Source organism: Paraburkholderia sp. ZP32-5, from assembly GCF_021390495.1.
In the GTDB taxonomy this organism is placed as follows: Bacteria; Pseudomonadota; Gammaproteobacteria; order Burkholderiales; family Burkholderiaceae; genus Paraburkholderia.
In genome coordinates this window covers 638,736-653,136 of record NZ_JAJEJP010000001.1, presented here as the reverse complement: position 1 = coordinate 653,136, position 14,401 = coordinate 638,736, and the positions used below count along the sequence as shown (strand labels likewise).

Genomic DNA, 14,401 nt, shown 5'->3' with positions numbered 1-14,401 from the left:
GCCCTCGCTCGTCGCTTTCGCCTGGCGCTTACCCGCGCGCCGGCACAATCTCGCCGGCACACGCGCCGAAGCCGACGCGATACCCTTCGCCCTGGCACCAGCCGGTCAGCGTCAATTCATCGCCATCCTCGATGAACGCGCGCGTGCCGCCCTCCTTCAGTTCGAGCGGCTTCTTGCCGTTCCACGTCAGTTCGAGCAGGCTGCCGAACGAATCTTCGGTCGCGCCGCTGATCGTGCCCGAGCCCATCAGATCGCCAACCCGCGTGTTGCAGCCCGACACCGTGTGATGCGCGAGCTGCTGCGCCATCGTCCAGTACATGTATTTGAAGTTCGTGCGCGCGATCGTGCTCGCCTGCCCCGCGTGTTTCGCACGCAGCGCGACTTCGAGGTGGATATCGAACGCATGCTCGCCGTCGTGCCGCAGATAGGCGAGCGGCTGCGGCTCCTGCGCCGGCTGCGCGACGCGAAACGGTTCGAGCGCATCGAGCGTGACGATCCACGGCGAGATCGTCGTCGCGAAGGTCTTCGCGTTGAACGGGCCGAGCGGCACGTATTCCCATTGCTGGATGTCGCGCGCGCTCCAGTCGTTGAGCAGCACCATCCCGAAGATATGCGCTTCGGCATCAGCACACGCGATCGGCTCGCCCAGCGCATTGCCGGCGCCGATGATAAAGCCCGTCTCCAGTTCGATATCGAGCTTGCGGCAGGCACCGAACACCGGCCGCTCCTGATCCGGCAGCTTCAACTGGCCGTTCGGCCGCCGCACCGGCGTGCCGCTCACCACCACCGACGACGCGCGTCCGTTGTAGCCGATCGGCATCTCTGACCAGTTCGGCAGCAGCGCATTCTTCGGATCACGGAACATCGAGCCGACATTGGTCGCGTGCTCTTTCGACGAATAGAAATCGGTGTAGCCGGGAATCTGCACCGGCAGATGCAGCCGCGCATCGGCCTGGCTGACCAGCGCCTTTGCGCGCAAGGCGGCGTCATCGCGTAACGTCGCGGACTCGCGCGCGAGCAGCTGGCTCAGCTGGATGCGCACGCCGCGCCACGCGTTGCGTCCGAGCGCGATGAAATCGTTCAGCGCGTCGCGCGCAAATACCTGCTGCACCGGCGCGCTCAGCAAACCGGCCGCCTGCAGCGCGGCGAGGTCGACGATCTGGTCGCCGATCGCGACGCCGACCCGACGCGCATCGTTACCGCGATCGCTGAAGATGCCGAACGGCAAATTCTGGATCGGGAAGTCGCTGGCCGGATCGTTGGCCGATTCGACCCAGCTCTTGCGCGACGGATCGAGCGTCGCCTGAAGATCGTTCACTGCGTTCATCGTTGCTCCGGATTGAAGTGTTTCTCGAGGCCTTGCCAGCATTCGTAGTAATTCGCCTGCAGTTGCGCGGTGTCGAGCGCGAAGCGGGTCGGTTTGATCAACGTGCGGGTTTCGAACATGAAGGCCATCGTGTCGCCGACCTTCTTCGGCGTCGACGTATCGGCGTGCGACGCTTTCTCGAACGTATCGGCATCGGGGCCGTGGCCCGTCATGCAGTTGTGCAGGCTCGCGCCGCCCGGCACGAAGCCTTCGGCCTTCGCGTCGTACACGCCATGCACGAGCCCCATGAATTCGCTCGCGACGTTGCGGTGAAACCAGGGCGGACGGAACGTGTCTTCGGCGGCGAGCCAGCGTGGCGGGAAGATCACGAAGTCGAGCGTATCGACGCCCGGCGTGTCGCTTTGCGCTTGCAGCACGAGGAAGATCGACGGGTCCGGATGGTCGAAGCTGATCGAGCCGATCGTGTTGAAGCGGCGCAGATCGTATTTGTACGGCGCGTAATTGCCGTGCCATGCGACGACATCGAGCGGCGAATGGCTGATGTCCGCGCGCCACAGATGGCCGTTCATCTTCGCGACGAGTTCGAATGTGCCTTCGCGGTCTTCATACGCCGCATGCGGCGTCAGGAAATCGCGCGGATTGGCAAGGCCGTTCGAGCCGATCGGCCCGAGTTCCGGCAAACGCAATAGCGCGCCGAAGTTCTCGCAGATATAGCCGCGCGCGTCGCCGTCCGGCAGGCTCACCGCGAAGCGCACGCCGCGCGGAATCACCGCGATCTCGAACGGCTCGATATCGAGTCGGCCCATTTCGGTCGCGATCTGCAGACGCCCTTGCTGCGGCACGATCAGCAGTTCGCCGTCGGCGCTGTAGAAGAAGCGGTCCTGCATCGAGCGGTTCGCCGCGTACAGATGGATCGCGCAGCCCGTCATCGCTTCGGCCGAGCCGTTGCCCGCCATCGTCACCCAGCCGTCGACGAAATCGGTCGGCGTGGTCGGCAGCGGCAGCGGATCCCAGCGCAACTGGTTCGGCGGCGTCGGCGGCACATCGGCGGACGTCGCCGCGAAGTTCGCGACGAGCCGGTTCGACGGCAGCAGCGTGAACGGCTTGTGCATGGCCGCCGGACGAATCCGGTACAGCCATGAGCGGCGGTTATGACCGCGCGGCGCCGTGAACGCGGTGCCGGACATCTGCTCCGCGTAGAGGCCGTAGGCCGCGCGCTGCGGCGAATTGCGGCCGCTCGGCAGGGCGCCCGGCAACGCCTCGGTCGCGAATTCGTTGGCGAATCCCGACTGATAGCCGGGCTCGATTTCAGGCCGTAGGCAAGCGGCGGGCGGCGTACGTGTTGAGGTATCCATGCAGGGTTCTCCGCTAGGTTTCTGTCGATTCTGTGCCAATAGCCGGTCTTTCCAGCCGGGCCGGGCGGCATGCGAGGTCATGGGCGGCACGCGCAAGCGCTCCCGCCCAGCGCGACGCGCTGAGTTTTACTTATAGTAAAACCGATTACGAATAGTGAAATTAACGTATACCCTGGAGCCGGCGCGCGAATCGGCTTGAACACGCCGCGAGGCCCGTCGCCACGGGCTTACAGCCCAATATCGTTATGCATATTTTGTTGATGTCCGCGCGGCGCGGACTGCTACCATCAAGGCAATGCGGCAATCCGCCGCGTCGTCATGCGCCCCGCGCGCCCCAACGCCGCTATTCATTCGCCTTCATGATTCCGCCCACCATCCCCGATCTGATCGCTCGCGCCGCCAATCACCCGTTTCTCGGCCAGCATCTGATGATGGGACAGGGCGCGCACGGCGGCATCGCGCTCGCGCGCTTCGACGGCGTCGAACTCGCCAGCGCCTACGAACCGATTTTCGACATCAGCGTGCATGGGCTCGCGCAGTCGCTGTCATCGGGCGCGGAGGGTGTGGACCGGTTCGGCGACGAACTCGGTTTTCAGGCGATCGCGCATCGGCTCGACGCGCCGCCGTTCGACGCGTTCGATCCGTTCGACCGGATCGCCGACGATCAGCAACTGGTCGCGCTGGACCGCATGTCGCGCGCGCTGCACGCGATCAATTTCTTCGGCTCGCAGCGGCATGGCCTGCTGTTTCTGCGCGTCCACGAGAGACTGCTGAAAAGCGTGAAGTACGACCACGGGCTGCATTTTTCGAACGTGCTGACGTCGTTCGGCTTGAGCCCGGCGCGGATCGTCATCGAGTTGCCGGCGGCGGCGGTCGCGCACAAGACCTTCCTCGGCTATCTGACGAGGAGCTATCAGCACTATGGATTCAAGGTGGCGGGCAATCTGTCGAACGCGGGGCAGATTCTGTCGGTGTCGGAGACAGCGCGGCTCGACTTCATCAAGATGGATGCCGCGATCGCGTTGCGCGATGCGACGGTGAAGCCGCTGGTCGGCTATGCGAACCGGCTGCGCGTACCGCTGATTTTCAATCGGGTGATGGACGAAGCGCAGTTTGTCGCGCTACAGCAGTACGACGTGAGGTTCGTGCAGGGGCCGCTGTTTACCGCGCATTATCACGATAGCGCGGCGTAGTGGTTGTGGGTGGCGCCGCATAGCCTGGCTGGCCGCGAGCGAGCCTGGCTGGCCTTCACATCGCGCCGGTTTTGACGAGGTTCGCCGGCACGTCGCAAAGTCCGCTCAGTCCGTGCTGCCCAGGCGCCGCGCGAGCACCTTCAATCGCGGCGCGACATTCTCGCGAAACACATCTTCCCCCATCGACGATGCCGGTCCGCTACAGCTCAGCACGAGCCAGCGCCCGTCACGCGGTTCGCGGAACGGCACCGCGACCGCGTTGACATCGTCGTGCCACGCGCGAAACGAGTAGCAGCAGCCCTCGGTCGCAAACGCGGCGATCTCCTGCTCGGCCTCGGCGACGAGCATCGCGCCCGCCTTGCCGGCTGCTTTCCTGAGTTCGGCCAGCAACGCGATGCGCGCGTCGAGCGGCTGCACCGCGAGGTAGGCGCGGCCCATCGAGCTGGTCAGCATCGACAGTTTCGAGCCAGATGCGAGACCCAGCGTCAGCGCCGTTTCGCTGCGGATCGTCTCCAGATACACCATGTCGAGCCCGTCGCGGCAACCGAGCGACACCGCCGCGCCGACCTCGCGCGCGAAGCTGCGCAAATGAGGACGCGCGAGCTCGAGCGTATCGGTGCCCGACAGCAGCGCGAAGCCGAGCGACAGCACGCCCGCGTCGAGCGCATATTTGCCGTGCGTTTCGTCGAGCCGCAGATAACCGAGCACGCTCAGCGTATAGGCGAGGCGGTTGACGGTCGCCTTCGGCAAGCCGGTGCGCTCGACGAAATCGCGATTACCGAGCAGCGTTTCGCCCGGCCTGAACGCGCGCAGCAGGTCGAGCCCGCGAGCGAGCGCGACCACGAATTTGCGTTCGTCGAGCGGCGCGGAGAAAGTGGAAGGCGGCGTCATATCGGTGTACACTCTGTCGTCGTTTGCAAAACATTGTTTCGCACGGCGGAACTCAAGTCAAGCTCGTTCTGGGCAGGAAATCAGGAGACACGTCATGGCCGTAGCCGCGCAGTTCCACTGGGAAGACCCGTTGCTGCTGGATCAGCAGCTCACCGAAGACGAACGTATGGTGCGCGACGCCGCCGCGGCTTACTCGCAGGACAAGCTGCTGCCGCGCGTGCTCGAAGCGTTCCGTCACGAGAAGACCGATATCGAGATCTTTCGCGAAATGGGCGAACTCGGTCTGCTCGGCCCGACGATCCCCGAACAATACGGCGGCCCCGGTCTGAACTATGTCGCGTACGGCCTGATCGCGCGCGAAGTGGAGCGCGTCGATTCCGGCTATCGCTCGATGATGTCGGTGCAGTCGTCGCTCGTGATGGTGCCGATCTACGAATTCGGCTCGGACGCACAGAAGGAAAAATATCTGCCGAAGTTGGCGAGCGGCGAGTGGATCGGCTGCTTCGGGTTGACCGAGCCGAACCACGGCTCCGATCCGGGCAGCATGGTCACGCGCGCGAAGAAGGTCGATGGCGGCTACTCGCTGTCGGGCTCGAAGATGTGGATCACCAATTCGCCGATCGCCGACGTGTTCGTCGTGTGGGCGAAGCTCGAGGAAGACGGCAAGGACAACATCCGCGGCTTTATTCTCGAGAAAGGCTGGAAGGGTCTGTCGGCGCCGGCGATCCACGGCAAGGTGGGGCTGCGTGCGTCGATCACCGGCGAAATCGTGCTCGACGAAGTGTTCGTGCCGGAAGAAAACATGATGCCGGGCGTCAGCGGCCTGCGCGGGCCGTTCACGTGTCTGAATTCGGCGCGCTACGGCATCGCGTGGGGCGCGCTTGGTGCCGCCGAGGCATGCTGGCATACCGCGCGTCAGTACGTGCTCGATCGCAAGCAGTTCGGCCGGCCGCTCGCCGCGAACCAGTTGATCCAGAAGAAGCTCGCCGACATGCAGACTGAAATCACGCTCGGTCTGCAAGGCGTGCTGCGCCTCGGCCGGATGAAGGACGAAGGCACCGCGGCGGTCGAAATCACGTCGATCATGAAGCGCAATTCGTGCGGCAAGGCGCTCGACATCGCCCGCCTCGCGCGCGACATGCTCGGCGGCAATGGCATCTCGGATGAGTTCGGCATCGCGCGCCATCTGGTGAATCTCGAAGTCGTGAACACGTACGAAGGCACGCACGACGTGCACGCGCTGATTCTCGGCCGCGCGCAGACGGGGATTCAGGCGTTCTTTTGAGGCTCGATGTTTGATGCTTGGCTGATGTGCCCGGTGCATGGCGCGTGTAGATAGAGGCTGACGATTTTCGTCACGAGACGCAAGAACGGCCGCAAGCACCGGCTCCACGCTTCATCTACGCTTCAGACTGCGGACAACATCACAAAGCCCGGCCATGTGCCGGGCTTTGTCGTTTCTTTGCTGTCGGTGTGCAACGAACGTGTTGTCGTCATGCTCAAGCATTGCTGCCGGCGGCGCACGCTGCCTCTGCCGTCGCGTGCCTCACGTTGCAAGCCTTCACGAGAAGCAAGCTCGTGTGCTCAGGCGGCTCGGCCCTTCGCCCGTGCCGCGCTCCGGTAGGCGTTCGGCGATTTGCCGGTGACGCGCTTGAACGCGTTGCTGAATGCGCTTTCGGACGTATAGCCAAGCGACTCGGCGACCCCACCCACGGGGGTGTTTTCTTCCCGCAATGCGCGTTCGGCAAGACGCATGCGCCAGCCGGTCAGATAGGCGAGCGGCGTCACGCCCGCGATGGTTCTGAAGTGGAAAGCGAACGTCGTTCGGGACATTGCGCAAGCGCGCGCGAGTTCATCGAGATGCCACGCGCGGCCTGGGGCGCCGTGCATCAATCGCAAGGCTGGCGCGATACGCGGATCGCCTAGCGCTCGCAGCCAGCCGGCCGGCATCGGGCTGGACTTCTTCAGATGCGCGCGCAGGATCTGGATGAACAGAAGCTGCGCCAGATGCGCCGACGCGAGTTGCGTTCCCGGCTGTTCGACCGTTCGTTCCTCGACCAGTTGATCGAGCAGCCCGCGGAACACGGCGGCCTGCGGCGATGCCGCCGGGATATGGATCCACGGCGGCAGAACATCCTCCAGCAGTCGTCCGCTCGCCGGATCGAGCAGAACGTGGCCACCGATGTGCGCGAAATCCTCGCCGTCTCCGAGTTGCGCGCCCGTCTTATCGGCGCCGGAAAACACGCTCATCGCGTCGACGGGCTCGACATCGGGATCGCTCGCCAGCACGAAAGAGCGCGGTGCGGCCAGCAGCCCGACATCTCCGGTATCGAAACGAATCGCTTGCTCGCCGTCGAGCATGACCCAGCAACGGCCCTTCACAACCGCAAAAAATTTGATCTTGTCCGGTGCCGGGAAACGCAGCGCCCATGCGCCACCGGCCGTGAAGCCGCCCGTCACGAGCGATACGGCATTGGTGAACCTGAGGATGTCCGAGAAAGGATCGCTGTTCATATTCGTACTATTGCGCAAATAAATCGCACTTTAAAGCATTCACCGTTCGGGGGACGCGCTTTACGCTTGCGAGCTGTTCGTGGCGACGGGAGTGATCTCCGGAAATCGCTATCAGGATTGAGCACGGCGACGATCGACCGCTAGCCGCTGCCCCATTTCCGTGCCGCTCGACACTGTTCAACAAGCTCTCAGGACATTCACATGAACGACCAAACGGTACTGGTGACCGGCGGGACCGGCTTCATCGCGCAGCATTGCATTCTGGCGTTATTGAGCCGCGGCTACCGTGTTCGAACCACGGTCCGCTCGCTGGCTCGCGAAGCGGAGGTACGCAGCAATCTCAAAACAGGTGGCGCCGAGCCCGGCGAGCGCCTGTCGTTCGTCGCGGCCGAACTCGGCGACGACCGGGGTTGGGCCGAAGCCGCCGCCGGATGCGTGTACGTGCTGCACGGCGCGTCACCGACACCATCGGGTAATCAGGCTTCCGAAGAGGAATGGGTCAAACCGGCCGTCGACGGCAATCTGCGAGTGCTGCGCGCCGCGCGGGACGCAGGCGTCAGACGCGTTGTGCTGACCTCCGCGTTCGGCGCGATCTGCGCCGGACATAAATCGATGAACCGGCCGTTCGACGAGACCGACTGGAGCGACCTGACGGGCGACGTGTGGCTCTATCAGAAGTCGAAGACGCTGTCCGAGCGCGCGGCATGGGATTTCATCGCGCGCGAGGGACGTGGGCTCGAACTCGCGGCGATCAATCCGGTCGGCGTGCTGGGCCCGGTGCTCGGCCCCGACTATTCACACTCGATCCGGATCATCAAGAATCTGCTGGACGGTCAGCCGGGCTGCCCGAAGATCAATTGCGGGTTCGTCGACGTACGGGACGTGGCCGACCTGCATCTGCGCGCGATGATCGATCCCGCCGCGCGCGGCGAGCGTTTTCTCGCGACCGGCGGGCCCAGCATGTGGCTCATCGACGTTGCTAACGTGTTGAGGCAGCGTATCGGCGAAGCCGCGAGCAAGGTGCCGACGCGGGTGTTGCCGAACTGGCTGGTGCGCATTGCCGCGCGGCGCGATCCGATGATGAAGGGCATCGTGCCGCTGCTCGGCGTGAAGATGGACTCCACGAGTGAAAAGGCGATACGGATGCTGGGCTGGACGCCGCGGCCGCAGGAGGAAGCCATCGCCGCGACCGCGGAGAGTCTGATCCGCCTTGGGCTTCTGCGTGATTCGCAAGCGGCTGCATAGTCGTGCTTCGCGGTGCGTCGTGGGCCGTGCGCCGTCGGTGAACTCGAACGCTGGGTGGCTGGTGTCGATTCGGGGCTTCGCGGTCCGATGCGACGTGCCGTGCCGGCTCACTCGCATCGCAATCACATCGCATCGCATGAAAAACAAAAACCCACGCTCGGGCGAACGTGGGGTTGGCCGGCCGCGACTCGCGTCGCGCGCCGCACGTCTTCAGCCGCTTACTTGTTCGGCTGCGGCGTCATGCGCAGATACGGACGCAGTGCCTTGTAGCCCTTCGGGAATTTCTGTTTGATCACTTCTTCGTCCTTCAGCGACGGCACGATCACCACGTCATCGCCCTGCTTCCAGTTGCCCGGCGTCGCGACCGAGTGACTATCGGTCAGTTGCAGCGAGTCGATCACGCGAAGCACTTCGTCGAAATTGCGGCCGGTGCTCGCCGGATACGTGATGATCAGACGCACCTTCTTCTTCGGGTCGACCACGAACAGCGAGCGAACCGTCAGGGTCTCGTTCGCGTTCGGGTGAATCATGTCGTACAGCTCGGAGACCTTGCGGTCGCTGTCCGCGAGAATCGGAAAGCCGACACTGGCCGCCTGCGTCTCGTTGATGTCCTTGATCCACTCGTTATGCGACTCGGCGCTATCGACCGACAACGCGATCGTCTTCACATTGCGCTTGTCGAATTCGCCGGCCAGTTTGGCGGTCAGGCCGAGTTCGGTCGTGCAGACCGGCGTGAAGTCGGCGGGGTGCGAGAACAGTACGCCCCAGTTGTCACCGAGCCACTCGTGAAACCTGATACGGCCAACATTCGACTCCTGCTCGAAATCCGGCGCAATGTCGCCAAGACGTAGACTCATGTGCATCTCCTTTTAATGTCCGGAACGTCTCCGGATGTTGCATGCGGGTGCTTACCCAGCGAAACCCGCAAAGATAAAGCATACGGCAGCGGTGGTACATGACGAACGAACATCGCGTCAGTACTTTATGTGTTTTTGTAATTTTCTCCCGCCTGCGGGAAACTTTGCGGGACAGATCAACTCCATCTAACACCAATGTGGAGCAATCTGCTCTCAAACGGCTTCGCCGAAGTCTCACGATCATCGGGAATGGTTCGTGCGTTGGCTGCAGGCAACCGGTACTGCGCTCGCCAGCGGCCGTTTCTTTGGTTACGATTTACGCGTAGCTTGAGACCAAGGGGAGCTGTCAATGTCGGAAGTCAACAAGGAGAGATTGATGTCGGATATCAAAACCGTCCTCGCGGACGCTGAAGACCTGCTGAAACAGGCCGCGAGCGCAACCGGCGAGCGCGCATCGGAGCTGCGGGAAACCGCGCTGACGCGCCTGAAGCAGGCCAAGGAAAAGGCTGCCGACGTGCAGGTGGTCGTGGTCGAGAAAGGCAAGAAGGCAGCCCGCGCCACCGACGACTACGTGCACGAGCATCCGTGGGCATCCATCGGTATCGCCGCTGGTGTCGGCGTGCTGGTCGGCCTGCTGATCAATCGCAAGTAATGCCGGCGCAAACGCCGGAACAGCAGGTCCGGCGTTTGCATCAGCAAGTCGGGCAGACCGGTGCTTATCTCACTGGTCCGCTTCTGCCGACGCGCTTGCGCGCCGGTTAGGTCCTCACGCGCAACGCCCACAGCCATGACAACCGAAACACAATCGCAGCGTGCAGAACACAGTCCGTTGCGCCGGATTCTCAGTTCCGTGTTTGCCATTCTGCAGACGCGGCTCGAACTGGTGGGCATCGAACTCGCCGAAGAAAAAGACCGTCTGCTAGGCGTGCTGTTTCTCGGCCTCGCGGCAATGATGCTCGCCACGATGGCGCTGATCGCGCTCACCGCGCTGATCGCCATTGCATTCTGGGACACTTACCGCTGGCAGTCGCTCGCCGGCATCACGGCGGTCTATGCGATTGCCGGCCTCGCTTGCGCGCTGAAAGCACGCAGCGGTTTGCGCAATGCGCCGATGGTGTTCGACGCGACCATTGCCGAGTTCCAGAAAGATCGCGAAGCATTTCGCAGCCGCGATTGATATGCAAGGCGGCCGGCGCGCATCGCGCGTTGAAAGCCCGGTTTGATTTCATTGAAGTTTGCGGATGGACGGTCGTGCTGGGTTGTGCTGTCGACTCGTTGCCCGCCCAGAACATTCGCCGCAAATCGCATTAGATTGTGTTTGATCGTATTTGATCGCCTCATCTTCATTGCCGCCGACACGCCATGAGCCAGCCCCGTCCCGATACCGCATTTCGCCAGCATCGCCATCCATCGAAGGAGCTGAGCACGCCGCACCTGCGCGCGTTGCGCAAGGAGCTGCTGCTCGTGCGCGCGGAAGTCGAGCGCATGGAACTCGCGCAGGCCACGCTGGATCTGCGTCAGGCCGTTACGCATTTCAGCTGGCTCAAGTTCCTCATTCCGGGCTTTGGCGGCGTACGCATGGGCACAGGCGCGAAAGCGCGCATGATCAACGCCGGGAGCCTCGGCGCGTTGCTCAAGCAGTATCCGTTCGCCAGTTCGATTGTTTCGATGCTGCTCGCCAAGCCGCTGCGCGCCACCGTCGTGGCCGGCGCCAAGCCCGCACTCAAGTGGGGCGGTCTTGCACTCGCCGGCTGGGAAGCGCTGCGAATCTGGCAACAGATGAAGCGCGATTCCAGAACTGCCGCGGCTGCCGCGGCGTCCGCGTCCATGGCTGCGGACGCCGTTGCTGAAAAGGCCGAGTCGAGCGACAGCGGTTATTAACGATCCAGCCACGACGCCCCCTGCCCTTATGCCGTGTTCCAGCATTCGCTGGTCGCCGGCGCCGAACCGCCTGTCTCGTTTCTATTGCCGCGTAAGCCGGTCGCATCGAGCGTGAACGTGCCGCACGGATCGTCACGCATCGGGCCGGCTTGCACCGGCGTCGCTTCGATCGCATAGCCACCGTTAGTATCGTCAGCGGGCAGCACGCGAAGGCTGTAAATCGGCGTGCCAAATTGCGGCGCCTGGTCGAGACCCGCTGGCAAGGCCGGCGTATCGTCGCTCGCCGCGCCCTCGACAAACTGCGCGGCGCGATACAGCGCGGACGCCGCATCGATACGATGCGTTCGCGCAATGTGGCCGCGATACGAAGGAACCGCAAAGACGGCCAATGTTGCCGCGATTGCCAACGCGATCATCAATTCGATCAGCGTGAATGCGGACGTGGACGTGAATGTGGTTGTATTCGGGCTCGCCATGTTCCTCCCATCGGAATGCATTTCAGAATGGCCTCGCGGCAACACGCCGCCAATGACGTTCGATCGCGCCGCCGTCGATCACCAGTTCCATCTGCAACCAGACCTGCGACTCGCGGGTCCGGCCAAAGCCGCGCGCGCTCAGTAGATAAGCGATTGCGTTGTCGCGATTCGGCAGCCGCCACGGCTCGATCAGGCATTGGGGCGCACGCTCCGATCCGGGCCATTGCACGACAGGCGTGAGAGCGCCGGCCTCGAACGCGGTTTCGAGCATCCATTGAACGGGCTCGCCGGCTGCGAGCGGCGGTGCGGGCGATGCGGGTGCGTCGCTGCCCGTTGCGAGAACGCTGCGCTCGCATAGGGTGAGCGCGGAATCCGCTGCGTGAAATGCCTGCAAATAGTCACGCACGTTGGTCGCCGCGCGCGTGGCTGCCAGCGAGGTTTCGAACCACACCGCCGATGTCGCCAGCATCATCGCCGAGATCAACAGTACGATCGGCAAAACCACGCCACGCTGGCGAAAGCGTGCGGTGGCGGTGGGGTAACGTGGCCTGATCGAATTACTCGAATTGAGCGCTTTGTCGCGATGCCAGCTCCATCGACTACACGGGCGACGGCATTGGGATGTTCCTGTTCGAGTCGTCACGACGAAACCTCCATGCGATTACGCAACGCAACACGACGCGAAAACGCCTGCCTCGGTCGCAAGTCGGTACCGAACGTACTCACGCCATCGCAGTCGATATAGCGCGAACGCTGTCCTTGCGGTGCACCGCGCACGATCACGCAAAGATCGACTGCGACGATGTTCGTCCACTGATCCGTCGGCACCGCCGATGCGTCGATCGCAGCGGCAGCACCGGCCAACCAGTATCGCAAGCGCAACCGCTCGACACCTTCGACCAGCGGCTGCGCGGTCCCCGCGTTACCGTTGCCGTCGCAGTAAAGCTCCGGCTCGCCGGTCGAATCGCTGACGTTGGCGAAGTAGCGGTTGACCACTGGCACGCCTTCGCTGCCAAGCGTGGCGTCGCCGCTCTTGATGCCCTGACCGACACAATCGGTTATCTGCCCGCTCGACGATGGCCACGTGGATACGCCGTCTCCAACGTAGCGAATTGCAACGCCGTCCGAACCGCTACTCAATGAGCTGCAGCCGGGGTTATCGTCGGCACCGATCGGCCGCCCGCGCGAACAGCCGAACAGTGGAGCCGGCGCGTTGTAGCCGACAACCCCGGCGGGGACGAAGCCCGCCATTTGCAATTGCTGACCGATCAGCAGCAGCGCGGTGAGACCGGCTTCGCGAATTTGCGTCGCATTGCTCGCGCGTTCGAATGCACTGCGCTGCGTCGCATAGAGCGATATCGCGCCCGCCGTGACGATCAATCCCAGCGCCATCGCGATCACGAATTCGACCAGCGTATGGCCGTTTGCACCATGTGATCGCCTCATTTCGCGAACGCCAATGCGACACAGGAGGAGCCGGCGGGAGTATCAACGCCGCCGCAACGTTCCGGCTTGTCGATCACGTCACCCGAGCCGGAGCCTGATCCGGGTCTGTCCCGCACGGCGGCCCAGGTGACGCGCGCGGTCGCGACCCCGCCACTTTCGGCAATCGATGCTTCGCCGTGAGGCAAAAGCACGCCCGCCTGCGCGCTCAACTGATTGAGCGCGGCATCGCCTAGAGACGGCACGCTCATCGCTTCGGCAACCGAGTCGGCTATCCACGCGGCGCTTTCGCGCATCGCCATCGCGCGGGCTTCGCGTGCGATCCACACTTGAGCTGCGATCAAACCCAGCGCCGTCACCGCGACCAACGCAACAGCCAGCATCACTTCGATCAGTGAGCTACCGCCGCAGGCTGGCGCGCACCGCCGCGAGGGAGCAAGCGACGAAACCCGCGTCACGAAGCCGTTGTGCATGCGCCCTCCGAAATTCGCGCGCGGCCACCCGACGCAATACGAATGCAACGCCGCCACGGGTTCCCTTGCATTGCTTTAGACGGATTTCGCGGCGCGATGTCGAAATTGCGGAATGCGCCGAACAGCTGCCCCGCGGGCGGAGTGAATGTCATATCTGTTTGCACACCGGTGATGCTCACCGCCGCGAGCAGCGGTTGCGCGCGAAGCAGCGATAGCGTGCCGCCCTGCTCTACGAGCACAGCCCAGCCGCAGGCCCAGTCCGCGATGCCATCGCCGCATGATTGGCCCGCGGCAAGACAAACGCGCGCGGCGTCGATGCGGCACACGGTGACGCGCGCGCCTCGGCGCAGCGCTTCGCTGCGTGCATAGGCGAACGTCGACAGCAACGTCCTTGCACGCGCATCGACCTGATCGCGCATGTGCCACGCCACGAACGACGGCGTCGCCATCACGGCAATCACGACGAGCAACGCGACAACAGCCAATGTCTCGACAAGCGTGAAGCCGGCGCCTGGTGGCCGGCGAATCGCATGGTGTTTCATCTGCATCTCTGAACGTATCGAACGGATGCAGCCAATCTAGCGATTTGCGAACGGCCCAACAATCGGCCGAATGGCCAGGTAGTATTCAGATGCTATCGCGCGCAAAAATACACGTGACGAACTTCAGGTAAGCGGGGGTGGCAATGCGGCGGAAAACGCGTGGAATGCTCGACACGTTCAATGTGAACACGCACCGACAAGGCG

At 63.5% G+C, this 14,401-nt stretch carries 16 protein-coding genes; 6 read left to right on the top strand and 10 right to left on the bottom strand.

Annotation, left to right across the window (positions count from 1 at the left end; genetic code table 11):
* Window positions 1–28 precede the first annotated feature (28 nt).
* Window positions 29–1,327 (bottom strand): fumarylacetoacetase, encoded by a 1,299-nt coding sequence (gene fahA / locus L0U82_RS02850; protein ID WP_233828362.1) that lies wholly within the window; start codon window positions 1,325–1,327, stop codon window positions 29–31.
* On the bottom strand, window positions 1,324–2,682 hold the full coding sequence (hmgA, locus tag L0U82_RS02845) for a homogentisate 1,2-dioxygenase (protein WP_233828361.1): 1,359 nt from the start codon (window positions 2,680–2,682) through the stop codon (window positions 1,324–1,326). The genes fahA and hmgA overlap by 4 nt, the downstream gene beginning before the upstream one ends.
* A 359-nt stretch (window positions 2,683–3,041) precedes the next feature.
* On the opposite strand from hmgA, the gene L0U82_RS02840 reads away from it, so the two are divergent.
* Entirely contained in the window at window positions 3,042–3,875 is an 834-nt protein-coding gene (locus L0U82_RS02840; RefSeq protein WP_233828360.1) for an EAL domain-containing protein, read from the top strand.
* A gap of 105 nt (window positions 3,876–3,980) precedes the next feature.
* Here the strand turns inward: L0U82_RS02840 and L0U82_RS02835 are convergent, their stop codons facing one another.
* Window positions 3,981–4,766, bottom strand: coding sequence for an IclR family transcriptional regulator (locus L0U82_RS02835; protein WP_233828359.1), 786 nt, complete (start codon window positions 4,764–4,766; stop codon window positions 3,981–3,983).
* A gap of 94 nt (window positions 4,767–4,860) precedes the next feature.
* Here L0U82_RS02835 and L0U82_RS02830 point away from each other — a divergent pair, with 94 nt between their 5' ends.
* On the top strand, window positions 4,861–6,051 hold the full coding sequence (locus L0U82_RS02830) for an acyl-CoA dehydrogenase (RefSeq protein WP_233828358.1): 1,191 nt from the start codon (window positions 4,861–4,863) through the stop codon (window positions 6,049–6,051).
* Window positions 6,052–6,350: 299 nt separating this feature from the next.
* Here the strand turns inward: L0U82_RS02830 and L0U82_RS02825 are convergent, their stop codons facing one another.
* Window positions 6,351–7,280 (bottom strand): AraC family transcriptional regulator, encoded by a 930-nt coding sequence (locus tag L0U82_RS02825; protein ID WP_233828357.1) that lies wholly within the window; start codon window positions 7,278–7,280, stop codon window positions 6,351–6,353.
* A gap of 201 nt (window positions 7,281–7,481) precedes the next feature.
* Between L0U82_RS02825 and L0U82_RS02820 the strand changes: the two genes are divergently transcribed.
* Window positions 7,482–8,525: an SDR family oxidoreductase gene (locus L0U82_RS02820; protein ID WP_233828356.1), complete on the top strand. Its 1,044-nt coding sequence runs from the start codon at window positions 7,482–7,484 to the stop codon at window positions 8,523–8,525.
* Between the two features lie 218 nt (window positions 8,526–8,743).
* Here L0U82_RS02820 and L0U82_RS02815 read toward each other — a convergent pair whose 3' ends face one another.
* A complete protein-coding gene (locus L0U82_RS02815) occupies window positions 8,744–9,382 on the bottom strand; it encodes a peroxiredoxin (RefSeq protein WP_233828355.1) in 639 nt (212 codons plus the stop codon).
* Between the two features lie 349 nt (window positions 9,383–9,731).
* On the opposite strand from L0U82_RS02815, the gene L0U82_RS02810 reads away from it, so the two are divergent.
* From L0U82_RS02810 to L0U82_RS02800, 3 genes are all read left to right on the top strand, one after another.
* On the top strand, window positions 9,732–10,034 hold the full coding sequence (locus tag L0U82_RS02810; RefSeq protein ID WP_008919742.1) for a DUF883 family protein: 303 nt from the start codon (window positions 9,732–9,734) through the stop codon (window positions 10,032–10,034).
* Between the two features lie 135 nt (window positions 10,035–10,169).
* Window positions 10,170–10,559 carry a phage holin family protein gene (locus L0U82_RS02805; protein WP_233828353.1) on the top strand — a complete coding sequence of 130 codons (390 nt, stop codon included), beginning with the start codon at window positions 10,170–10,172 and terminating at the stop codon, window positions 10,557–10,559.
* A 185-nt stretch (window positions 10,560–10,744) separates the two neighbouring features.
* Complete coding sequence (locus tag L0U82_RS02800) at window positions 10,745–11,263, top strand: DUF3318 domain-containing protein (protein ID WP_233828352.1); 519 nt, start codon at window positions 10,745–10,747, stop codon at window positions 11,261–11,263.
* Window positions 11,264–11,289: 26 nt separating this feature from the next.
* On the opposite strand, the gene L0U82_RS02795 is transcribed toward L0U82_RS02800, so the two are convergent.
* The 5 genes from L0U82_RS02795 to L0U82_RS02775 form a co-directional block, all read right to left on the bottom strand.
* A complete protein-coding gene (locus L0U82_RS02795) occupies window positions 11,290–11,739 on the bottom strand; it encodes a type IV pilin protein (RefSeq protein ID WP_233828351.1) in 450 nt (149 codons plus the stop codon).
* Window positions 11,740–11,761: 22 nt separating this feature from the next.
* Window positions 11,762–12,244, bottom strand: a complete 483-nt coding sequence (locus L0U82_RS02790; protein ID WP_442793593.1) for a pilus assembly PilX family protein — start codon at window positions 12,242–12,244, stop codon at window positions 11,762–11,764.
* 134 nt (window positions 12,245–12,378) lie between these two features.
* Window positions 12,379–13,185: a PilW family protein gene (locus L0U82_RS02785; protein ID WP_233828350.1), complete on the bottom strand. Its 807-nt coding sequence runs from the start codon at window positions 13,183–13,185 to the stop codon at window positions 12,379–12,381.
* The gene (locus tag L0U82_RS02780; protein WP_233828349.1) at window positions 13,182–13,655 is read right to left on the bottom strand and encodes a type IV pilus modification PilV family protein; all 474 of its coding nucleotides are present in this window, start codon (window positions 13,653–13,655) and stop codon (window positions 13,182–13,184) included. The genes L0U82_RS02785 and L0U82_RS02780 overlap by 4 nt, the downstream gene beginning before the upstream one ends.
* Window positions 13,637–14,197, bottom strand: a complete 561-nt coding sequence (locus L0U82_RS02775) for a GspH/FimT family pseudopilin (protein WP_233828348.1) — start codon at window positions 14,195–14,197, stop codon at window positions 13,637–13,639. The genes L0U82_RS02780 and L0U82_RS02775 overlap by 19 nt, the downstream gene beginning before the upstream one ends.
* Between the last annotated feature and the right edge of the window lie 204 nt (window positions 14,198–14,401).

Coding starts and splice junctions, on each gene's coding strand:
- fahA (WP_233828362.1), bottom strand. CDS start 1,327: ATGAACGCAGTGAACGATCTTCAGGCGACGCTCGATCCGTCGCGCAAG.
- hmgA (WP_233828361.1), bottom strand. CDS start 2,682: ATGGATACCTCAACACGTACGCCGCCCGCCGCTTGCCTACGGCCTGAA.
- L0U82_RS02840 (WP_233828360.1), top strand. CDS start 3,042: ATGATTCCGCCCACCATCCCCGATCTGATCGCTCGCGCCGCCAATCAC.
- L0U82_RS02835 (WP_233828359.1), bottom strand. CDS start 4,766: ATGACGCCGCCTTCCACTTTCTCCGCGCCGCTCGACGAACGCAAATTC.
- L0U82_RS02830 (WP_233828358.1), top strand. CDS start 4,861: ATGGCCGTAGCCGCGCAGTTCCACTGGGAAGACCCGTTGCTGCTGGAT.
- L0U82_RS02825 (WP_233828357.1), bottom strand. CDS start 7,280: ATGAACAGCGATCCTTTCTCGGACATCCTCAGGTTCACCAATGCCGTA.
- L0U82_RS02820 (WP_233828356.1), top strand. CDS start 7,482: ATGAACGACCAAACGGTACTGGTGACCGGCGGGACCGGCTTCATCGCG.
- L0U82_RS02815 (WP_233828355.1), bottom strand. CDS start 9,382: ATGAGTCTACGTCTTGGCGACATTGCGCCGGATTTCGAGCAGGAGTCG.
- L0U82_RS02810 (WP_008919742.1), top strand. CDS start 9,732: ATGTCGGAAGTCAACAAGGAGAGATTGATGTCGGATATCAAAACCGTC.
- L0U82_RS02805 (WP_233828353.1), top strand. CDS start 10,170: ATGACAACCGAAACACAATCGCAGCGTGCAGAACACAGTCCGTTGCGC.
- L0U82_RS02800 (WP_233828352.1), top strand. CDS start 10,745: ATGAGCCAGCCCCGTCCCGATACCGCATTTCGCCAGCATCGCCATCCA.
- L0U82_RS02795 (WP_233828351.1), bottom strand. CDS start 11,739: ATGGCGAGCCCGAATACAACCACATTCACGTCCACGTCCGCATTCACG.
- L0U82_RS02785 (WP_233828350.1), bottom strand. CDS start 13,185: ATGAGGCGATCACATGGTGCAAACGGCCATACGCTGGTCGAATTCGTG.
- L0U82_RS02780 (WP_233828349.1), bottom strand. CDS start 13,655: ATGCACAACGGCTTCGTGACGCGGGTTTCGTCGCTTGCTCCCTCGCGG.
- L0U82_RS02775 (WP_233828348.1), bottom strand. CDS start 14,197: ATGAAACACCATGCGATTCGCCGGCCACCAGGCGCCGGCTTCACGCTT.